At 72.8% G+C, this 16454-nt stretch carries 14 protein-coding genes; 8 read left to right on the top strand and 6 right to left on the bottom strand.

Features of this window, described 5'->3' with window-relative positions; all coding sequences use genetic code 11:
* From E3N83_RS10290 to E3N83_RS10280, 3 genes are read right to left on the bottom strand one after another with little or no spacing between them, the layout of a single operon-like run.
* Nucleotides 1-1500 carry a PH domain-containing protein gene (locus tag E3N83_RS10290; RefSeq protein ID WP_151083176.1) on the bottom strand — a complete coding sequence of 500 codons (1500 nt, stop codon included), beginning with the start codon at nt 1498-1500 and terminating at the stop codon, nt 1-3.
* 7 nt (nt 1501-1507) lie between these two features.
* Nucleotides 1508-1987: a PH domain-containing protein gene (locus tag E3N83_RS10285; RefSeq protein ID WP_202879196.1), complete on the bottom strand. Its 480-nt coding sequence runs from the start codon at nt 1985-1987 to the stop codon at nt 1508-1510.
* Nucleotides 1987-3774, bottom strand: coding sequence for an acetyl/propionyl/methylcrotonyl-CoA carboxylase subunit alpha (locus tag E3N83_RS10280; protein ID WP_238342853.1), 1788 nt, complete (start codon nt 3772-3774; stop codon nt 1987-1989). Before E3N83_RS10280 ends, E3N83_RS10285 begins: the two co-directional genes overlap by 1 nt.
* Before the next feature lie 99 nt (nt 3775-3873).
* Here E3N83_RS10280 and E3N83_RS10275 point away from each other — a divergent pair, with 99 nt between their 5' ends.
* Nucleotides 3874-4470 (top strand): class I SAM-dependent methyltransferase, encoded by a 597-nt coding sequence (locus tag E3N83_RS10275; RefSeq protein WP_202879195.1) that lies wholly within the window; start codon nt 3874-3876, stop codon nt 4468-4470.
* A gap of 12 nt (nt 4471-4482) precedes the next feature.
* Here the strand turns inward: E3N83_RS10275 and E3N83_RS10270 are convergent, their stop codons facing one another.
* The gene (locus E3N83_RS10270; protein WP_151083175.1) at nt 4483-5178 is read right to left on the bottom strand and encodes a TetR/AcrR family transcriptional regulator; all 696 of its coding nucleotides are present in this window, start codon (nt 5176-5178) and stop codon (nt 4483-4485) included.
* 103 nt (nt 5179-5281) lie between these two features.
* On the opposite strand from E3N83_RS10270, the gene E3N83_RS10265 reads away from it, so the two are divergent.
* Nucleotides 5282-6202, top strand: coding sequence for an NAD-dependent epimerase/dehydratase family protein (locus tag E3N83_RS10265; protein WP_151083174.1), 921 nt, complete (start codon nt 5282-5284; stop codon nt 6200-6202).
* A 49-nt stretch (nt 6203-6251) separates the two neighbouring features.
* Here E3N83_RS10265 and E3N83_RS10260 read toward each other — a convergent pair whose 3' ends face one another.
* A complete protein-coding gene (locus E3N83_RS10260) occupies nt 6252-8576 on the bottom strand; it encodes a hypothetical protein (protein ID WP_151083173.1) in 2325 nt (774 codons plus the stop codon).
* Between the two features lie 128 nt (nt 8577-8704).
* On the opposite strand from E3N83_RS10260, the gene E3N83_RS10255 reads away from it, so the two are divergent.
* Both E3N83_RS10255 and E3N83_RS10250 read left to right on the top strand, forming a co-directional pair.
* The gene (locus E3N83_RS10255; protein ID WP_337692346.1) at nt 8705-10084 is read left to right on the top strand and encodes an FAD-binding oxidoreductase; all 1380 of its coding nucleotides are present in this window, start codon (nt 8705-8707) and stop codon (nt 10082-10084) included.
* A gap of 10 nt (nt 10085-10094) precedes the next feature.
* A complete protein-coding gene (locus E3N83_RS10250; RefSeq protein WP_151083172.1) occupies nt 10095-11192 on the top strand; it encodes a pyridoxal-phosphate-dependent aminotransferase family protein in 1098 nt (365 codons plus the stop codon).
* Here the strand turns inward: E3N83_RS10250 and E3N83_RS10245 are convergent.
* Nucleotides 11180-12523 carry an FAD-dependent monooxygenase gene (locus tag E3N83_RS10245; RefSeq protein ID WP_151083171.1) on the bottom strand — a complete coding sequence of 448 codons (1344 nt, stop codon included), beginning with the start codon at nt 12521-12523 and terminating at the stop codon, nt 11180-11182. The genes E3N83_RS10250 and E3N83_RS10245 overlap by 13 nt on opposite strands.
* Before the next feature lie 91 nt (nt 12524-12614).
* Here E3N83_RS10245 and E3N83_RS10240 point away from each other — a divergent pair, with 91 nt between their 5' ends.
* The 4 genes from E3N83_RS10240 to E3N83_RS10225 are packed head-to-tail and all read left to right on the top strand — an operon-like array spanning nt 12615 to nt 16409.
* Nucleotides 12615-13250, top strand: a complete 636-nt coding sequence (locus tag E3N83_RS10240) for a TetR/AcrR family transcriptional regulator (protein ID WP_151083170.1) — start codon at nt 12615-12617, stop codon at nt 13248-13250.
* A gap of 44 nt (nt 13251-13294) precedes the next feature.
* The gene (locus E3N83_RS10235) at nt 13295-13948 is read left to right on the top strand and encodes a class I SAM-dependent methyltransferase (protein WP_151083169.1); all 654 of its coding nucleotides are present in this window, start codon (nt 13295-13297) and stop codon (nt 13946-13948) included.
* A gap of 22 nt (nt 13949-13970) precedes the next feature.
* Nucleotides 13971-15167, top strand: a complete 1197-nt coding sequence (locus tag E3N83_RS10230) for an acyl-CoA dehydrogenase family protein (RefSeq protein WP_151083168.1) — start codon at nt 13971-13973, stop codon at nt 15165-15167.
* Nucleotides 15168-15188: 21 nt separating this feature from the next.
* On the top strand, nt 15189-16409 hold the full coding sequence (locus tag E3N83_RS10225; RefSeq protein ID WP_151083167.1) for an MFS transporter: 1221 nt from the start codon (nt 15189-15191) through the stop codon (nt 16407-16409).
* Nucleotides 16410-16454: the final 45 nt, after the last annotated feature.

The raw sequence follows: 16454 nt of genomic DNA, 5'->3' as shown, positions 1-16454 counted from the left end.
TCAGACGAGGAACTGGTCGAGCAGGCCCGGCTGGGCGGTGCTGGCCAGGGCGGTCGCGTCGGGCGCGGGGATGTCGAGCACCCGGACCCGCTGCCGGCCGCCGGCGGTGGTCGCGGTGAGGTCGGTCAGGCCGGCGCGGCGCTGGAACCACGTGGCGCGCAGGTTCCAGCCGATCACGGACGGCGTGGCCAGCGCCTCCCGACGACGGTCGAGGCTGCCCGAGCGGGCGACGAGGTGACCGTCGACCAGCGCGTGGCCCAGGCCACGGACGCGGTCGATCGCGAGCGCGAGGCCGACGACCACCAGGGCGGTCGGCGCCCCGAGGGTGAACCACCCCGACACCTCGCGGGTCAGGACCACACAGACGGCGGCGACCGCGGCGGCGGGCACCAGCGCCCGGACCCAGCGCCGGCGTACGGCCAGGGGTCCGTGCCGGCGCAGCGGGCCGAACACAGGCCCGGGGACGCCGAGCACCTCCACGGCCACCCGGTCGACCTCGGTCCGCGGTGCCGGTGGCACGAGGAGCGACGAGCCGGCCTGCTTCTTGCCGAGCCCGGTCACGATCGCGGACAGGCGCCCACCGCCGGCCAGCCGCAGCCCGATCGGCTCGCCGACGGTCACTCCGCTCACCCGGGCGTCGTCCAGGCTGGTCTCCCGGGTGGTGAAGAGACCCCGTCGCAGGTGCCACGAGCCGTCCCGCCGGCTGGTCGGAAGCGCCCCGGTCGGGACGTGGGACAGCACGAAGCCGAAGTTGGTGACGACGTAGCCGACGATCGACAGCACGCACAGCACCACCAGCACGCCGACGACCCCGCCCACGATCAGCAGCGCGAGACCCGCGCGCGCCACTTGGTCGGTGTTGACGCGCGGCGAGATCTGCAGCGTGTGCATCGCCTGGGTCACGAAGCCGAGGGCCGCGCCGGCGATGACCAGGCCCGAGGTCGTGAGCGGCGCGAAGCGCACCCACGACGGGTCCAGCCGGAGTACGACGCGTGCCGGGGCCTCTGGCGGGGCGTCGGGGTCGGCGGACGGCGACACCCGGAGCAGCGTGCTGCGCAGCTGCTCGGCCGCGACCTGCGACAGCCCGTCCAGGACCAGCCGCTCGTCACCCTTGATCGAGGAGCTCCCGGTCCCGATCCGCACCGTGACCAGCCCGAGCAGCCGGTGGATCGGCGAGGCACTCAGGTCGACGGTCCGGACCCGGTCCAGCGGCGTGGAGAGCACCTGCTTGTTGACCAGCCCGTGCCGCAGCTCGACCCGCCCCTCGGCGATCCGGTAGGTCGTGGTCACGTAGCGCAGCAGGCCGAGCACGATCGGGATGCCCACCCCGACCAGCCCCCAGGGGCCCTCGGTGGACCCGGAGCGGCCGAAGAACACCAGCGCGATCACGATCGGCAGGAAGCGACCGAGCTCCTTGACCGGGTGGACCATCAGCATCCGGCGGTCGAGCCGCTGCCAGTCCGCAGCCTCGGCGGAGCCGCCCTCGCGACCCGGCGTCACGTCGGTGTCACGTGGCGTCGCCCGGCACCGAGTCGGCCATCCGGGTCAGGTCGGCCACGATCGCGACCGCCCGCAACCGGTCGAGCCCCTCGATGGTCAGGGCTCCGGCCGACGACGCGGTGGTGACTCGCACGGTCGCCAGCCCGAACAGCCGCGCGACCGCACCCTCGCGGTGGTCGACGGTCTGCACCCGCGACATCGGCGCGATCCGCCGCTCCCGGGCCCACCAGCCGGTCTGGGTGTAGACCGCGGTGTCGGTGACCTCCCACCGGTGCACGAGGTAGCGCCACTGCGGCACCAGGACGGCGTACGCCAGCAGCCCGGCGCCGAGCGACACGAGCACCCAGGTCGGGATGGTCCACCAGTCCCACGGCCCGCTGGTCATCACCAGGAACGCCATCAGCACCGCCGCGCGCAGGGCGTCGGTGCAGAACCACATCAGCCGCGCCTTCGGGCTGACCCGCTCGCTCGGCGCCCGGAGCTCCATCAGTCCTTGAGCTCGCAGACGACGGCTCCGTTGGTGACCGTGGCTCCGACCTCCGCCTGCAGGCCGGTGACCGTGCCCGCCTTGTGCGCCTTGAGCGGCTGCTCCATCTTCATCGCCTCCAGGACCACGATCACGTCGCCCTCGGCGACCGCCTGGCCCTCCTCGACGGCGACCTTCACGATCGTGCCCTGCATCGGGCTGGTCACCGAGTCGCCGCTCGCGGCCGCGCCGGCCCGCTTCGCCGACGACCGCTTGGGCTTGCGGGCGCCGCCACCGGAGCCGGCGCTCCCGACCGAGCCGAGGCCACCGGGGAGCGACACCTCGATCCGCCGGCCACCGACCTCGACCACGACGGTCTGCCGCTCGTCGGGGTCGGCGCCGTCGGCGACGGCTCCGGCGTACGGCGTGATCCGGTTGTCGAACTCGGTCTCGATCCACGACGTGTAGACGGAGAAGTGACCGTCGGTGTCGGTGCCCTCGCCGACGAACGCCGGGTCGTCGACCACCGCGCGGTGGAACGGGATCACCGTCGGCATCCCGTCGACCACGAACTCCGCCAACGCCCGGCGCGCGCGCTCCAGCGCCTGGGTGCGGTCGCGACCGCTCACGATCAGCTTGGCGATCAGCGAGTCGAAGGCTCCGGGGATCGTCTCGCCCGCGACGTAACCGCCGTCGACCCGGACGCCGGGCCCGCTCGGCGGCTCCCAGCGGGACAGCGTGCCCGGCGCGGGCATGAAGTTGTTGCCGCCGTCCTCGGCGTTGATCCGGAACTCGATCGCGTGCCCCGAGACCTCCGGGTCGTCGTAGCCCAGCTCCTCGCCCGCCGCGATCCGGAACATCTCGCGGACCAGGTCGAGGCCGGTGACCTCCTCGGAGACCGGGTGCTCGACCTGGAGCCGGGTGTTGACCTCGAGGAAGCTGATCGTGCCGTCCTGGCCGACCAGGAACTCGCAGGTGCCTGCTCCGACGTACCCCGCCTCGCGCAGGATCGCCTTGGACGACGCGTAGAGCTTCGCGACCTGGTCGGCGGTGAGGTACGGCGCGGGGGCCTCCTCGACCAGCTTCTGGTGGCGGCGCTGGAGCGAGCAGTCGCGGGTCGAGACCACCACGACGTTGCCGTGCTGGTCGGCGAGGCACTGGGTCTCGACGTGGCGCGGCTGGTCGAGGTACTTCTCCACGAAGCACTCGCCGCGACCGAAGGCGCTGACGGCCTCACGCACCGCCGACTCGAACATGTCGGCGACCTCGTCGATCTCGCGGGCCACCTTGAGGCCTCGCCCGCCGCCGCCGAACGCCGCCTTGATCGCGATCGGCAGGCCGTGCTCCCGGGCGAAGGCGACGGCCTCCTCGGGTCCCTCGAGGGGGTCCTTGGTGCCGGCGACCAGGGGAGCGCCGACCTTCTCCGCGATGTGGCGCGCCCTGACCTTGTCGCCGAGACTCTCGATCGCCTCGGGCGGCGGCCCGATCCAGACCAGCCCGGCGTCCAGCACGGCCTGGGCGAACCCTCGGTTCTCCGCCAGGAAGCCGTAGCCCGGGTGCACGGAGTCGGCGCCGGTGTCGAGGGCGACCTTCACGATCTTGTCGATGTCGAGGTAGGAGTCGGCGGGCGTGGTGCCGTGCAGGCTGTGGGCCTCGTCGGCCAGCCGCACGAACAGCGCGTCACGGTCGGGCTCGGCGTACACCGCGACACTGCCGATGCCGGCGTCCTTGCAGGCGCGGATCACGCGGACGGCGATCTCGCCGCGGTTGGCGATCAGGACCTTCTGCAGGGGCTTCACGTCGGGCAAGGCGCACTCCTGGGATGGGGCCAAGTTCGGGTTCGGACTCCGCCGTGCACACTATCGCCACGATGGCGTCGCCGCTTCCGCCCGGTCTACCCTGCCGCCATGGCGGACCAGATGGACGACGGCCTCGACTGGGCCGGGTACTACGCCTACCTCGGTGACCGGCCCCCGCGGCCGCTGCTCGTGCGGGCCCTGGAGGAGTACGGCGAGGTGGCGGCGGGCGCCGCGGCCGTCGACGTGGGGTGCGGGTCGGGCATCGAGACCAGGGCGCTGCTGGACGCGGGGTTCTCGGTCACGGCGATCGACTCGTCTCCGGACTCGATGCGGCGCCTCGCCCAGCTGCCCGAGCACGGCGGCCGCCTGACCGCCGTACCGAGCCCGATGGAGGAGGCCGAGATCCCGAGCGCGGACCTGGTCTACGCCGGCTTCGCGCTGCCGTTCTGCCCGCCCCATCGCTTCGACGACATGTGGCGGTCGATCCGCGCGGCCGTCGAGCCCGGCGGTCTGGTCGCCGTGGACCTGTTCGGGGTCCGGGACGCGTGGGCGGCCGAGCCGGACCTGACCTTCGTCACCCGCGAGCGCCTCGCGGACCTGCTCGTCGGGCTCGACGTCCGCTCCCTCCACGAGATCGAGGAGGAGGGCCAGGCCTACGCCGGCCCCAAGCACTGGCACCGCTTCGAGGTCGTTGCCCGCGCCTGAGGGCCGGCCCGGTCAGAGGCCGAGCTCGCGGGTGAGCAGGCGCAGCTGGTAGTCGAACCACGCGTCGTAGTCGTGCACCGCGTTGGTGAGCCGGCCGAACAGCTCGAAGCTGACCAGTCCGAAGAGCGCTGCCCACACGCCCATGCCGCGGGCGAGGATCGCGGGTGTCACGCCGTCGAAGCCCGGCACCTCGGTGATCCCCTCGAGGTCGGCGCGGGTGGTGGCCGGCAGCCGTTCGTGGGGGGCCGGAACCAGGATCCCGCGCTCGAGCCCGTCCCGGAGGATGGCGGTCATCACGACCACCGGGCGGCTGGCCGGGCCGATCGTGTCCTCGGGCGCGGAGTACCCCGGCACCGGGGTGCCGTAGAGCAGGCCGTACTCGGCCGGGTGGCCGCGGCTCCAGTCCCGCACGGCGTGCCCGGCGGCCTGCCAACGCCCACGCAGGTCGCTGCGACGTACGCCGGACTCCGCGCGCTCGACCGCCTCGCCCATCTCGTCGTACGCGTCGATGATGATCGCCGTGAGCAACGCGTCGCGGCTCTCGAAGTAGCGGTAGACGGCCGAGGAGACCATGCCGAGCTCCCGGGCGACCGAGCGCAGGGAGAGGTCGGCCCCGGCGGTGGCCAGATGAAGGCGCGCGACCCGCTTGATGTCGTCGATGGTCTGGGCCCTGGCCCGGGCGCGGGGTCCGGGAGCTCGCTCCGTCATGGGAGGAGTGTGCCACATAAATGTGAGCACTGCTCTTGCAATCTCCCGAAATGTGAGCAATGCTCTAAAACAAGAGCACTGATCTGAATTCTACGGAGGAACCATGGACACTCACCTCGTTGTCGGCGCCGGACCGGTCGGCGCCGCCACCGCACGCCGCCTGCTCGCAGCCGGTCACCACGTGCGCGTCGTCACCCGGAGCGGGACCGGTCCCGAGGGCGCGGAGCTGGTCGCTGCCGACGCCGCCGACAGCGCCCGTCTCGCCGAGCTGGCCGAGGGCGCCGTCGCTATCTACAACTGCGTGAACCCGACGTACTCGCGGTGGGTGACCGACTGGCCGCCCGTCGCGGCGGCCCTGCTCGGCGCCGCGGAGTCGAGCGGCGCGGTGCTGGCGACCGTGGGCAACCTCTACGGCTACGGCCGCGTCGACGGCCCGATCACGGAGCGGACCCCCCTGGCGGCCACGGGGCACAAGGGCCGGGTGCGTATCCGGATGTGGAACGACGCCCTGGCCGCCCACGAGGCCGGCCGGATCCGGACCTTCGAGGTGCGGGGGAGCGACTACCTCGGCGGCAACTCCCTGCTGTCGGTCCTGGTCACGCCGGCTCTCCGCAAGGGCCGCCGCGCCTACGTCCCGGCCGACCTCGACGCGCCCCACACGTGGACCTGCGTCGACGACGTCGCCGCCCTGCTCGTCACCGGGGTGTACGACGAGCGCGCCTGGGGTCGCGCCTGGCACGTGCCCAGCGACGAGCCGCGGACCCTCCGCGAGCTCACCTCCATCGCGGCGGCCGAGCTCGGAGCGCGTCCGAAGCTCACCGCCATGCCCTACGCCGTGCTCTGGGCGGCCGGCCTGGTCAACCCGATGGCGAAGGAGCTGCGCGAGACGCAGCACCAGTTCCGTGGCCCGTTCGTGCTCGACTCGACCGCCGCGCAGGAGACCTTCGGGCTGGTGTCGACCCCGACCGCCGAGGCGGTGCGGATCGACCTGGCGGCCGGTCCCGCCACCGGCGTGAAGGCCTGAGGCGGCGGACGCGGACGGGTCGCACGCGACCCGTCCGCGTCCTCCGCTGTCAGGTGTGGGCGGCCAGTTGGGCCGCCTGCTTCAGCAGCGCCTTCCCCTGTGCCAGCTCGGACTGCAGCTCACCGTGACCGGGCGCGGTGCCCGCAGCGGCGCGAGCGAGCGTCGCCTTCATGCGGGCGGCGACCTGGTCGCGGTGGTCGGCCAACGCCAGCAACGCGTCCTGCTCGGTCGTGTACGCCGAGTCGTCCGCGCCCGAGCCGCTCGCCAGCGCCTTCGAGTTCGCGATCAACGTGTCGGTCGCCAGGGCGCCGACGCTCGAGTTGATCTGGCGGTACAGGGCGCCGAGCTCCGCGGTCTGCCGGAGCGTCGCGCTCGGAGCGCTCAGCGCCTGGGTGATCACCTGGCCGTCCGTCTGGTAGTCGTCGTGCAACCCGACGAGGTGCAGGAGTGTGGGTCGCAGGTCTGCCTCCTCGATCCAGGTGCCACGCGTGCTCGCTTCGGGCACCGTGTGCGTGGAGCTCGGGTCGTGCGACTCGTTCCCCTCCGCGGGCCCCGGCCCGTCGACGCCGTTGACCGCCGCTCCCGGCCCGACGATGCCGGCCCAGGTGATGTCGATGTTGGGGGAGTAGTAACCGTGGTCGTAGGCGAACCCGTTGTTGAACGCCACGTTCGGTCCGGTCGTGCCGAAGAAGTAGTCCGGCATCGGGAAGATCGAGTACGTCGGCGTGCGCAGCCGGTCGTTCGTCTGCATGTGCAGCACCCGCTGCTCGAGCGCGCCGGCCTGGTACTTGACGATCTTCTCGTTCGGCACCCCGCTGTAGGTGAGGCTCGAGGTCATCGCCGCGGTGTCCCGCTCCATCTGCCGCACCCGTGGGTCGTCGGCAGCCGGCTGGCCGTGGACGTAGATCGAGGCGCCCTGGGGGTCGACGTCGTACTGCGTCCCGGCGCTGGCGGTGGTCGAGAGCAGACCCTTGATGTTGGCCGCGAGCTCGCCGTCCTGCGATGCCGTGTAGTGGCACGGCGTGGTCACACCGTCGCAGCCGGCCGGCGTGGGCTGGGTGGCCCGGCCGACGTTCGCACCGGCGAACTGGTCGTTCTCCTCCGCCCCGATCACGAACTCGGTGTTGGCCGGCGTGATGCCGTCGGCGGCGAGGCGCTGGAGCCAGGTGCTGAAGGCGCGGTCGTAGTCGCGGAGCGCGGCGACGTAGCAGGCGTCACCGGGGCCGAGGGCGTTGCCCGGCGACGTGCAGCCGGTCGCCCCGCTCTTCTTGTCGTGGGTGTCGGAGATGTAGCCGTAGGTCACCGGGATCCCCGCCTCCTGCATGTCGGCCAGGACGGCCAGGCTCTGCGAGGCGGTGGGGCTGAAGCCGGGGAAGCCGGGCGCGTGCGTGAACGGCTCCTGCAGCGTGTTCCCGTCCAGGTCGACGAGGTTCCCGTTCGCGTCCGTCACCTGGTAGCCGTTGTGCGTCGTGTTCGGGCCACCGCCGATCGCCGGGGCGACGTACTTCGCGCCGAACAGCGCCTGGAAGCCGTGGTAGCCGCCCGGCTCGTCCGGCAGGCTGTCGGTGACCGCACGGGAGGAGCTCGCGCAGATCGTGGCGTTCTGGGCGCAGTGGACCGCCTCTCCGACGTACTGCGCGACCTCGACGCCCTTGAACCGGTCCGGGTCGGCAGCGGTCTGCGCGGCCTCGGGTGAGCCGGCCCCGAACACCGTCGGGACGTCGCCCGCGGCGTTCTCGAGCACCATGTTGGCCGTCGAGAAGTCGCCGACGGAGCACCCGGCGCGGGTGAAGGGCACCCATGGTGCGGGTGGCGTCCGGTCGGGTGCGCCGCTGGCCGGCACGGTGTCCGAGTAGGTCATCGACGGCGCCTTGTCGACCGGGTTCGGCAGGGGCGGACTCGTCTTGGTGTCGATGATCGGCGAGGTCCAGTAGGTGAACGAGGTCGCCGGGTCCGTGGAGCCGTCCGGGTTGTAGGTGTTGAAGCTGTTCGTCAGCGGCTGGCCGTGCCGGTCGCCGTACAGGCCCGTGTAGATCGACAGGCTGTCGTCGGCGGTGTGCGCGATCATCGGCGTGTGGGTGTTGGAGTACACCGTGCCGTTGGACTCCAGGAAGCTGAGCAGGTGCGGCATCTGCTCCAGGTCGGACGGCACGTTCGGGTTGTCCCGGAAGAAGTGCACGTTGTCGAAGACGATGTTGATGACGTGCTGCACCCCGTTGCCGAGGTCGCAGGTGGACGCCGTCGCGGGGGTCGCCCCGACGGCTGAGGTGGCGGCCCCGGTGAGGGCGGGAACGACGAGGGCGGCGGTCAGCAGGCCGGCGCCGGCGGCGCCCGAGAGGACGCGGCGACTCGTCGCATGGAGGTGTCGAGACATGCGGCTGAGCTCCTAGTACCGAGATGATGGTTCGTCAGCAGACCCTGCCACTGCGCGGCCCCCACGTCACCCCTCCGTCCGCTGAACTTCCGGCGACGCTCCGGTGCCGCGCCGGCCACCGTGGTTGCATGATCCCCATGGACGCGCTGGAGGAGCTGCGGGCGGCTCTGCCCGGCGACGTGGTGGTGACCGACCCGGCGGCGACCGAGAAGTACCGCCACGACTGGTCGCGTGACCCGTCGGCGGGCACCCCCGAAGCGGTGGTCCGGGCCGAGGACGCCGCCCAGGTGCAGATCGCGGTGCGGTGGGCGGCGGCGCACCGGGTGCCCGTGGTGCCGCGCGGCGCCGGCAGCGGGCTCTCGGGCGGCGCCAGCGCGGTCGACGGCGGCATCGTGCTCAGCCTCGAGCGGATGGCCGAGATCGAGATCGACACCTCCTGCCAGGTCGCCGTGGTGCAGCCGGGCGCCTTCAACAAGGACGTCAAGGCCGCGGCCGCCGAGGCCGGGCTGTGGTACCCCCCGGACCCCTCGTCGTACGAGATCTGCTCGATCGGGGGCAACGTCGCGACCAACGCCGGCGGCCTGTGCTGCGTGAAGTACGGCGTGACCACCGACTACGTGCTCGGGCTCGACGTGGTGCTCGCCGACGGCACCCTGGTCACCCTGGGTGGCAAGCGCATCAAGGACGTCGCCGGACTGAGCCTCGTCAAGCTGTTCGTCGGCAGTGAGGGGACGCTCGGGATCGTGACCCGGGCGATCCTGCGCCTGGTGCCGGCCCAGGCGGCCCGGTCGACGCTGGTCGCGACGTTCCCGACCGTGCACGCGGCTGCCGAGGCCGTGGTCACGATGCGATCGACGATGCGTCCGTGCCTGTGCGAGCTGATGGACCGCGACTCGGTCAACGCCGTCGAGGACCACCGGCCGATGGGCCTCGACCGCGACGCCGGTGCGCTGCTGATCGTGCAGTCCGACGCGCCGGGGGAGGTGCGCTCGGCCGAGCTCGCGACCATGCAGGCCGCGTGCGAGGCGGCTGGTGCCGTCGAGTGCTTCGCGACCGACGACGCGGCCGAGGGCGAGCAGTTCGTGCAGGCCCGCCGGATGTCGTTCCCGGCCCTCGAGGCGCGCGGCTCGCTGCTGCTCGAGGACGTCGGTGTGCCGATCCCGCTGCTGCCGGACCTGCTCGACGCGATCGGTCGGATCGCCACGTCGTACGACGTCGAGATCCCGGTGGTCGCGCACGCCGGCGACGGCAACACCCACCCCAACATCGTCTACGACCCGGCCGACGCGGACTCGGAACGAAGGGCCCGGGCGGCGTTCGGGGAGGTGATGGCCGCGGCGATCGCCCTCGGCGGCACGATCACCGGCGAGCACGGAGTGGGCAAGGCCAAGGCGATCGCGCTGCCCGACCAGCTCGGCCCCGACGTGATGGCCCTGACCCTCACGATCAAGCGCGCCCTGGACCCCGACGGCATCCTGAACCCCGGCGCCATCCTCGACGGTCGCTAGCCTCGAGCGTGTGATCACCGAACGCCACCTCTTCGGCCCCGGCCCCTCCAACCCCTACCCGGAGGCGACCGACGCCCTGGCCAGGCCCCTGCTCGGGCACCTCGACCCCGCGTTCCTGGCGATCATGGACGAGGCCTGCGAGATGCTGCGCACCGTCTGGGGCACGACCAACGCTCGCACCCTGCCGATCTCGGCGACCGGGTCGGCCGGGATGGAGGCGGCGTTCGTCAACACCGTCCACGACGGCGACGTGGTGGTGGTCGCGGTGAACGGGCTGTTCGGCCAGCGGATGTGCGACGTCGCTGCGCGCTGCGGTGCCGAGGTGGTCGCGGTCGAGCACGGGTGGGGTCAGCCGGTGGACGTCGACCGGGTGCTGTCGGCGCACCCGAGCCCGGCCATCATCGCGGCCGTGCACGCCGAGACCAGCACCGGCGTGCGCTCCGACATCGCCGCCCTCGGCGCCGGCAAGGGCGACGCGCTGCTGGTCACCGACGCGGTCACCAGCATCGCCGGCATCGAGCTCGCGGCCGACGACTGGGGCATCGACGTCGGCTACGCCGGGACCCAGAAGTGCCTCGGCGTCGCGCCCGGGCTGGCACCGTTCACGATCGGCGACCGGGCCTTCGAGCGCCGCGTCGAGAAGCCGCGCAGCTGGTACCTCGACCTCAACCTGCTCGGCGGCTACGTCGGCGAGGCGGGCGTGAAGGGCGGCGGCAGGACCTACCACCACACGGCCCCCGTCGCGATGGTGGTCAGCCTGCACGCCGCCCTGGCCCGGATCCTCGACGAGAGCCTGCCCGCGGTCTGGGCCCGGCACGAGGACGCCGGTCGCCGCCTCCAGGACGGCCTGGAGGCGATGGGCCTCGAGCTCTTCGCCGCCGAGGGGTGGCGGCTTCCCGAGCTGACCACCGTCAAGGTGCCCGACAGCGTCGACTCGGCCGCCGTACGCCGTCACCTGCTCGAGGTGCACGGCCTCGAGATCGGTGCGGGCGCCGGCGCCTACGCGAGCACGGTCTGGCGGATCGGCCTGATGGGACACAACGCCCGCCCCGACGCGGCGCTGCTGGTGCTCGCCGCACTCGAGGACGCCCTGGCTCAGGCCGGCTGAGGCTCGACCACCGACTCCGCCACCAGCGCGGCGAGCTCGTCTCGCGTGGGTCCGGGGGCGAACGTCGGACGCCATCCTCCGGCGTACACCTCGCGCGCGATCGGCTCGGCCGCCCGCAGCGTCGCCGGCAGCGCCGCCATGGACAGGTAGCCCTGCGCCGAGCCCATGATCTCGGGGCGGACCTCGGCCGCGGTCAGGATCAGGTCGGAGGGGAGCGGGGCGTCGAGGTCGATGTCCGCGCCGTTCCAGCGGGCGACGCGGGCGGTGTCGAGGTGGATGTGGTCCTCGACCCAGGGGCGCATCATCGCCTCGCCCCACTCGTCGAGCGCGAGCCCGACGCCGGCCAGGTCGTCGGAGTCCTGGTCGAGCAGGCTGAGCAGGGACTCGCACTGCCACAGCGTCGTGGTCAGGCCGCGGCCGAAGACCGGCGTGGTCGTGGCCACGCTGTCGCCGACGAAGAACAGACCCGGCAGCACCAGGTCACCCTCGGGAGTGACCTGACCGCGATAGACGTTGAGCAGCGCACCGCCGGCCAGCACGGGCGTGACCGGCTCCGAGCGCTCCGGATCGGTCCACACGTCCAGCCCCGGGATCGCCCGGGTGGCCGCCTCGAACGCCTCCACGTGCCGCAGCCCACGCAGGGCGTGGTCCGAGTCGCGGCGCACGAGCAGCACCGAGAAGTAGCCCCGCTCGTGCCGGAAGATCAAGGAGAGGTAGCCGTCGAACTCCGCGTTCCAGGCGATCGGGTTGGTCATCGGCCCCGGCTCCGCGCCGGGCCGCAGCCGGTAGACCCGGTCGACGTACGCCTGTCCGCACGGACCACCGATGCCGCGGCGCTCGCCGAGGGACCTGGTCGTCCGACCCCCACGCCCCGAGGCGTCGACGACCAGGTCGCCCTCGAGCCGGGCCCCGTCGACGACCAGCCCGGCGGCGCGTCCGCCTTCGGCGAGCACCCCGTCGACGTGACCGCGGAGCACGGTGAGGCCCGGGGTCGCCACCGCCGCTGCGTGCAGGACGCGCTCGAACGTCTCGCGCCGCGAGCGCAGCCCCAACGTGGTCGGTGGCCCACCCGGCGGCGTGAACACGATCGGCTCGGCGCCGGCGCGGTGCCACAGCTCGACGGCCTCGGGGAGCTCCCGGCCGAGGGACTCCACGACCGTCTGCCGGAACGCGTGCGCGTGGTGGAACTGCATCACGCCGCGCCGCGCCCACGGGGCTCCCTCCACCGGACCCGCGTCGCGGTCGACGGCGGTGACGTGATGTCCTCGGCGAGCCAGCGCGCTGCCCAGGAAGAGCCCGGCCGGGCCGGCACCGATGATGGCGATCTGCATGTTCTGTCCCCCGTCGTGCTGAGCTCGATTTTGACTACACTGAGGATGCAGCCAATCACTGGTCCTCGTCAACAGATATTCAGGAGGCACGTTGACCCGGTCACGGACCTACCACTCGCCCGCGCGGGAGGAAGCGGCCCGGCAGACCCGGCGCCGGATCGTGGCGGCGGCCCGCGAGCTGTTCGAGAGCCAGGGCTACGCCGGTACGACGATCGACGCCGTCGCCGCGCGGGCCGGGGTCGGCCGCCGCACGGTCTTCCTTTCGGTCGGGTCCAAGGCCGAGCTGCTGAAGCTGGCCTGGGACTGGGCCGTGGTCGGTGACGACGAGCCGGTGCCGATGGTCGAGCGACCGCACATCGTGGCCATGCAGCAGGTCACCGACCCCGAGGTGCTGGTCCGCCACTGGGTCGGGCAGATCATGACGGTCGGCGCGCGGGTGGCCGCGCTGGCCGGGGTGCTGGCCCGCGCCCAGGACGTCGACGCCGAGGCGGCCGCCCTCCAGGAGCGGATCGACGTCGAGCGGCGCACCGGCGTCGGGATGTTCGTGCGCCACCTCGAGTCGGTCGGTGGCCTGCGGCCCGGGCTGACCGTGCCCGACGCGGTGGACATGTGCTGGATCCTGATGAACCCTCTGCTCCAGCAGCGCCTCCTGGTCGAGCGCGGCTGGACCTCTGCCGACCTCGAGGACTGGCTGCTGCGACTCGTCCGGGCCTCCCTCCTGGGGTGACGGTCGGGCTGTCGACCGCAGCCGCGAACGCCTAGGGTGACGCCGTGGCGGAGACCAGGTGGGAGCAGGCGCGAGCCGGTGAGCGCGCCGCCGGACAGGGCGGCTACGGCGCGCACTTCGCCCGGCTGCTCGCCGAGGGCGCCGACGTCGAGGGCGAGGCACGGCTCGCGGACGCCCTCGCGCCACGCCGGGCCTGGATCCTGGACGCCGGCTCGGGGATGGGCCGCGTGGGTGCCGCACTGACCGGGCGCGGGCACCGCGTGGTGGGGGTCGACTTCGACCCGGAGGTGATCGACCAGTCGCGCGACACCTTCCCCGAGCTGCCCGTGGTCACCTCGCGGCTCGACCTGCTCACTCCCTCGACCCTGTCCACCGCGGGCTTCCCCACGTCGTACGACCTGATCGTGTGCGTGGGCAACGTGATGGTCCTGCTCGCGCCCGACACCGAGCGCGACGCCCTGGGTGCGATGGCCGCGCTGCTGGCCCCCGAGGGGCGGATGATGGTCGGCTTCTCGCTCCGCGACGCCCCGGCGTCGACCGCCCGCCCCTACCCCGCGGCGGAGTTCGCGGCCGACGCGGCCGCGGTGGGCCTGGCCGTCGAGTCGCGCCACGCGTCCTACGACCTCGCGCCGTTCACCGAGGCCAGCACCTACGCCGTGCACGTCCTCCGTCATGCCGCAGGGGTTAGCGATCGTTAACCTTGGCCGCTAGCATGGCGCCATGAGTTTCGAGCTGTCGCGCGAGCACGAGGAGTTCCGCCAGAGCGTCCGGGAGTTCGCGGAGGCCGAGATCGCGCCGTACGCCGCGCAGTGGGACCGCGACCACCACTTCCCGACCGACGTCGTGCAGAAGATGGGCAAGCTCGGCCTGATGGGACTGACCGCCCCCGAGGAGTACGGCGGCGCCGGCGAGCACGGCGACTTCAGCAGCCTGTGCGTGGCGATCGAGGAGATCGGCCGTGTCGACCAGTCGATGGGGATCACCCTCGAGGCCGCGGTCGGCCTGGGGATCAACCCGATCCAGACCTACGGCACCCAGGAGCAGAAGGACACCTGGCTGCCCGACCTCGTCTCCGGCACCACGCTGGCCGGCTTCGGCCTGACCGAGCCCGGCGCCGGCTCCGACGCCGGCGCGACCCGGACCCGCGCAGAGCTGGTCGGCGGCGAGTGGGTCGTCAACGGAGCCAAGCAGTTCATCACCAACTCGGGCTCGGAGATCACCTCCTGCGTCACGGTCACCGCCAGGACCGGCGAGCGGGCCTCGACCACCGGCACGCGGCCCGAGATCTCCACGATCATCGTTCCCAGCGGCACCGACGGCTTCACCGCCGAGCCGCCGTACGACAAGCTCGGCTGGCACGCCTCGGACACCCACGCCCTGACCTTCGAGGACGCGCGGGTGCCCGAGGGCAACCTGCTCGGCGACCGGGGTCGCGGCTTCTCGCAGTTCCTGGCCACGCTCGACGACGGCCGGGTCGCGATCGCCGCGCTGGCGGTCGGCTGCATCCAGGCCTGCGTCGACGCCAGCGTGAAGTACGCCGGCGAGCGGCAGACCTTCGGCGGCCCGATCGGCCGCAAGCAGGGGCTGGCTTTCCAGATCGCCGACCTCGAGGTGATGCTCCGGGCCAGCCGCCTGCTCACCTACCAGGCCGCGGCGATGAAGGACGCGATGCTGCGTGGCGCGAGTCCGAAGCCCGGTGAGTTCAAGCAGGCGGCGGCCGTCGCCAAGCTCTACGCGACCGAGTCCGCGGTGACCGCCACCCGGATCGCCACCCAGGTCTTCGGCGGCTACGGCTTCATGGAGGAGTACCCCGTCACCCGGATGTACCGCGATGCCAAGGTGCTCGAGATCGGCGAGGGCACTTCCGAGGTCCAGCGGATGCTGATCGCCCGCGGCCTCGGCCTCCCTGTCGAGTAGCCGGTCCAATAGCCTCCAGTAGTGCGACTCTTCCGCGACCTCCCTCCCGAGGTCCGCGCCCTGACCGGGGTCGCGTTCATGGTGGCCCTGGGTTTCGGGCTGGTCGCCCCGGCGCTGCCGCTGTTCGCCACCCAGTTCGGGGTGAGCAAGGCCGCGGCCGGTGCGGTGGTGAGTGCCTTCGCGCTGATGCGGCTGCTGATGGCGCCGTTCGTCGGCCGGCTGGTCAACGCCTTCGGCGAGCGGGTGTTGCTGGCCACCGGCATCGGGGTCGTGGCCGTGAGCAGCGCCCTGGCCGGGCTCTCCCAGTCGTACTGGCAGCTGCTGGTGCTGCGCGGTGTCGGCGGGATCGGGTCGATCATGTTCAGCGTCAGCGCGGCCAGCCTGCTGGTCCGGGTCACGCCGAGCCACCTGCGTGGCCGGGCCCAGGGGGTGTGGGCGGGAGCCTTCCTGGTCGGGCTGGTCTGCGGGCCTGCGGTCGGCACCGTGGCGTCGTTCTCCCTGCGGCTGCCGTTCTTCCTGTACGCCGGCACACTCGTCGTCGCGGGCTCGCTCGGACTCGGTGCCCTGCGACACAGTGAGCTGGCGGCGCGGCAGTCGGTCCGGTCGACGCCGCTCGCGCTGTCGGTGGCGCTCCGCAACCGCGCCTACCTCGCGGCCCTCGCGGCGGCGTTCGCCGGCGACTTCGTGCTGGTGGGTGCCCGCTCCGCGCTGCTGCCGCTCTACGTGCGTGACGACCTGCACCGGTCGGCCGGCTGGGCGTACGCCGCGTTCCTGATCGTGAGCCTGGTCAGTGGTGCCCTCCTGCTGCCCACCGGCAAGGTCGCGGACACGGTCGGCCGGCGCCCGGTGATCGTCGTCGGCCTCGTCGTCGGGGCCCTCGCGTTCGTGCTGCTGCCGACTCTTCCGGCCATCGCCGGGCTGCTGACCGCGACCGTGCTGATCGGCGTGGCCGCGGCCTCGGACGCGGTCGCGCCGGGTGCGGTGATGGGTGACGTGGTGGCCGGCACCGGCGGCACCGTGGTCGCGGTCTTCCAGATGGCCGGTGACCTCGGCCTGGTGCTCGGGCCGGTCGTGACCGGTTGGGTGGCCGACGCCGCCGGCTACCCGCCCGCCTTCGTCGTGTGCGCCGTGGTCTGCGCGCTGCCGGTCTTCGCCGTGCTCGCGTCGCCAGAGACCCTCCAGCGCGCCCGCCCGGCCGCGGCCGTGACCGTCGAGGATGCCGCCCGCGACGCCACGACCTGAGGTCGGTCAGGACGGCGCAACCTTTCGGGCCGGCCGGGAGTCCCA

This window comes from Nocardioides cynanchi (genome assembly GCF_008761635.1).
Taxonomy (GTDB): Bacteria; Actinomycetota; Actinomycetes; order Propionibacteriales; family Nocardioidaceae; genus Nocardioides; species Nocardioides cynanchi.
This window is presented reverse-complemented; position numbering and strand designations above follow the sequence as displayed.

Excerpts from the sequence above, each read along its gene's own strand:
- E3N83_RS10285 (WP_202879196.1), bottom strand. The coding sequence starts at position 1,987 with ATGGAGCTCCGGGCGCCGAGCGAGCGGGTCAGCCCGAAGGCGCGGCTG.
- E3N83_RS10275 (WP_202879195.1), top strand. The coding sequence starts at position 3,874 with ATGGCGGACCAGATGGACGACGGCCTCGACTGGGCCGGGTACTACGCC.
- E3N83_RS10270 (WP_151083175.1), bottom strand. The coding sequence starts at position 5,178 with ATGACGGAGCGAGCTCCCGGACCCCGCGCCCGGGCCAGGGCCCAGACC.
- E3N83_RS10265 (WP_151083174.1), top strand. The coding sequence starts at position 5,282 with ATGGACACTCACCTCGTTGTCGGCGCCGGACCGGTCGGCGCCGCCACC.
- E3N83_RS10260 (WP_151083173.1), bottom strand. The coding sequence starts at position 8,576 with ATGTCTCGACACCTCCATGCGACGAGTCGCCGCGTCCTCTCGGGCGCC.
- E3N83_RS10255 (WP_337692346.1), top strand. The coding sequence starts at position 8,705 with ATGATCCCCATGGACGCGCTGGAGGAGCTGCGGGCGGCTCTGCCCGGC.
- E3N83_RS10245 (WP_151083171.1), bottom strand. The coding sequence starts at position 12,523 with ATGCAGATCGCCATCATCGGTGCCGGCCCGGCCGGGCTCTTCCTGGGC.
- E3N83_RS10230 (WP_151083168.1), top strand. The coding sequence starts at position 13,971 with ATGAGTTTCGAGCTGTCGCGCGAGCACGAGGAGTTCCGCCAGAGCGTC.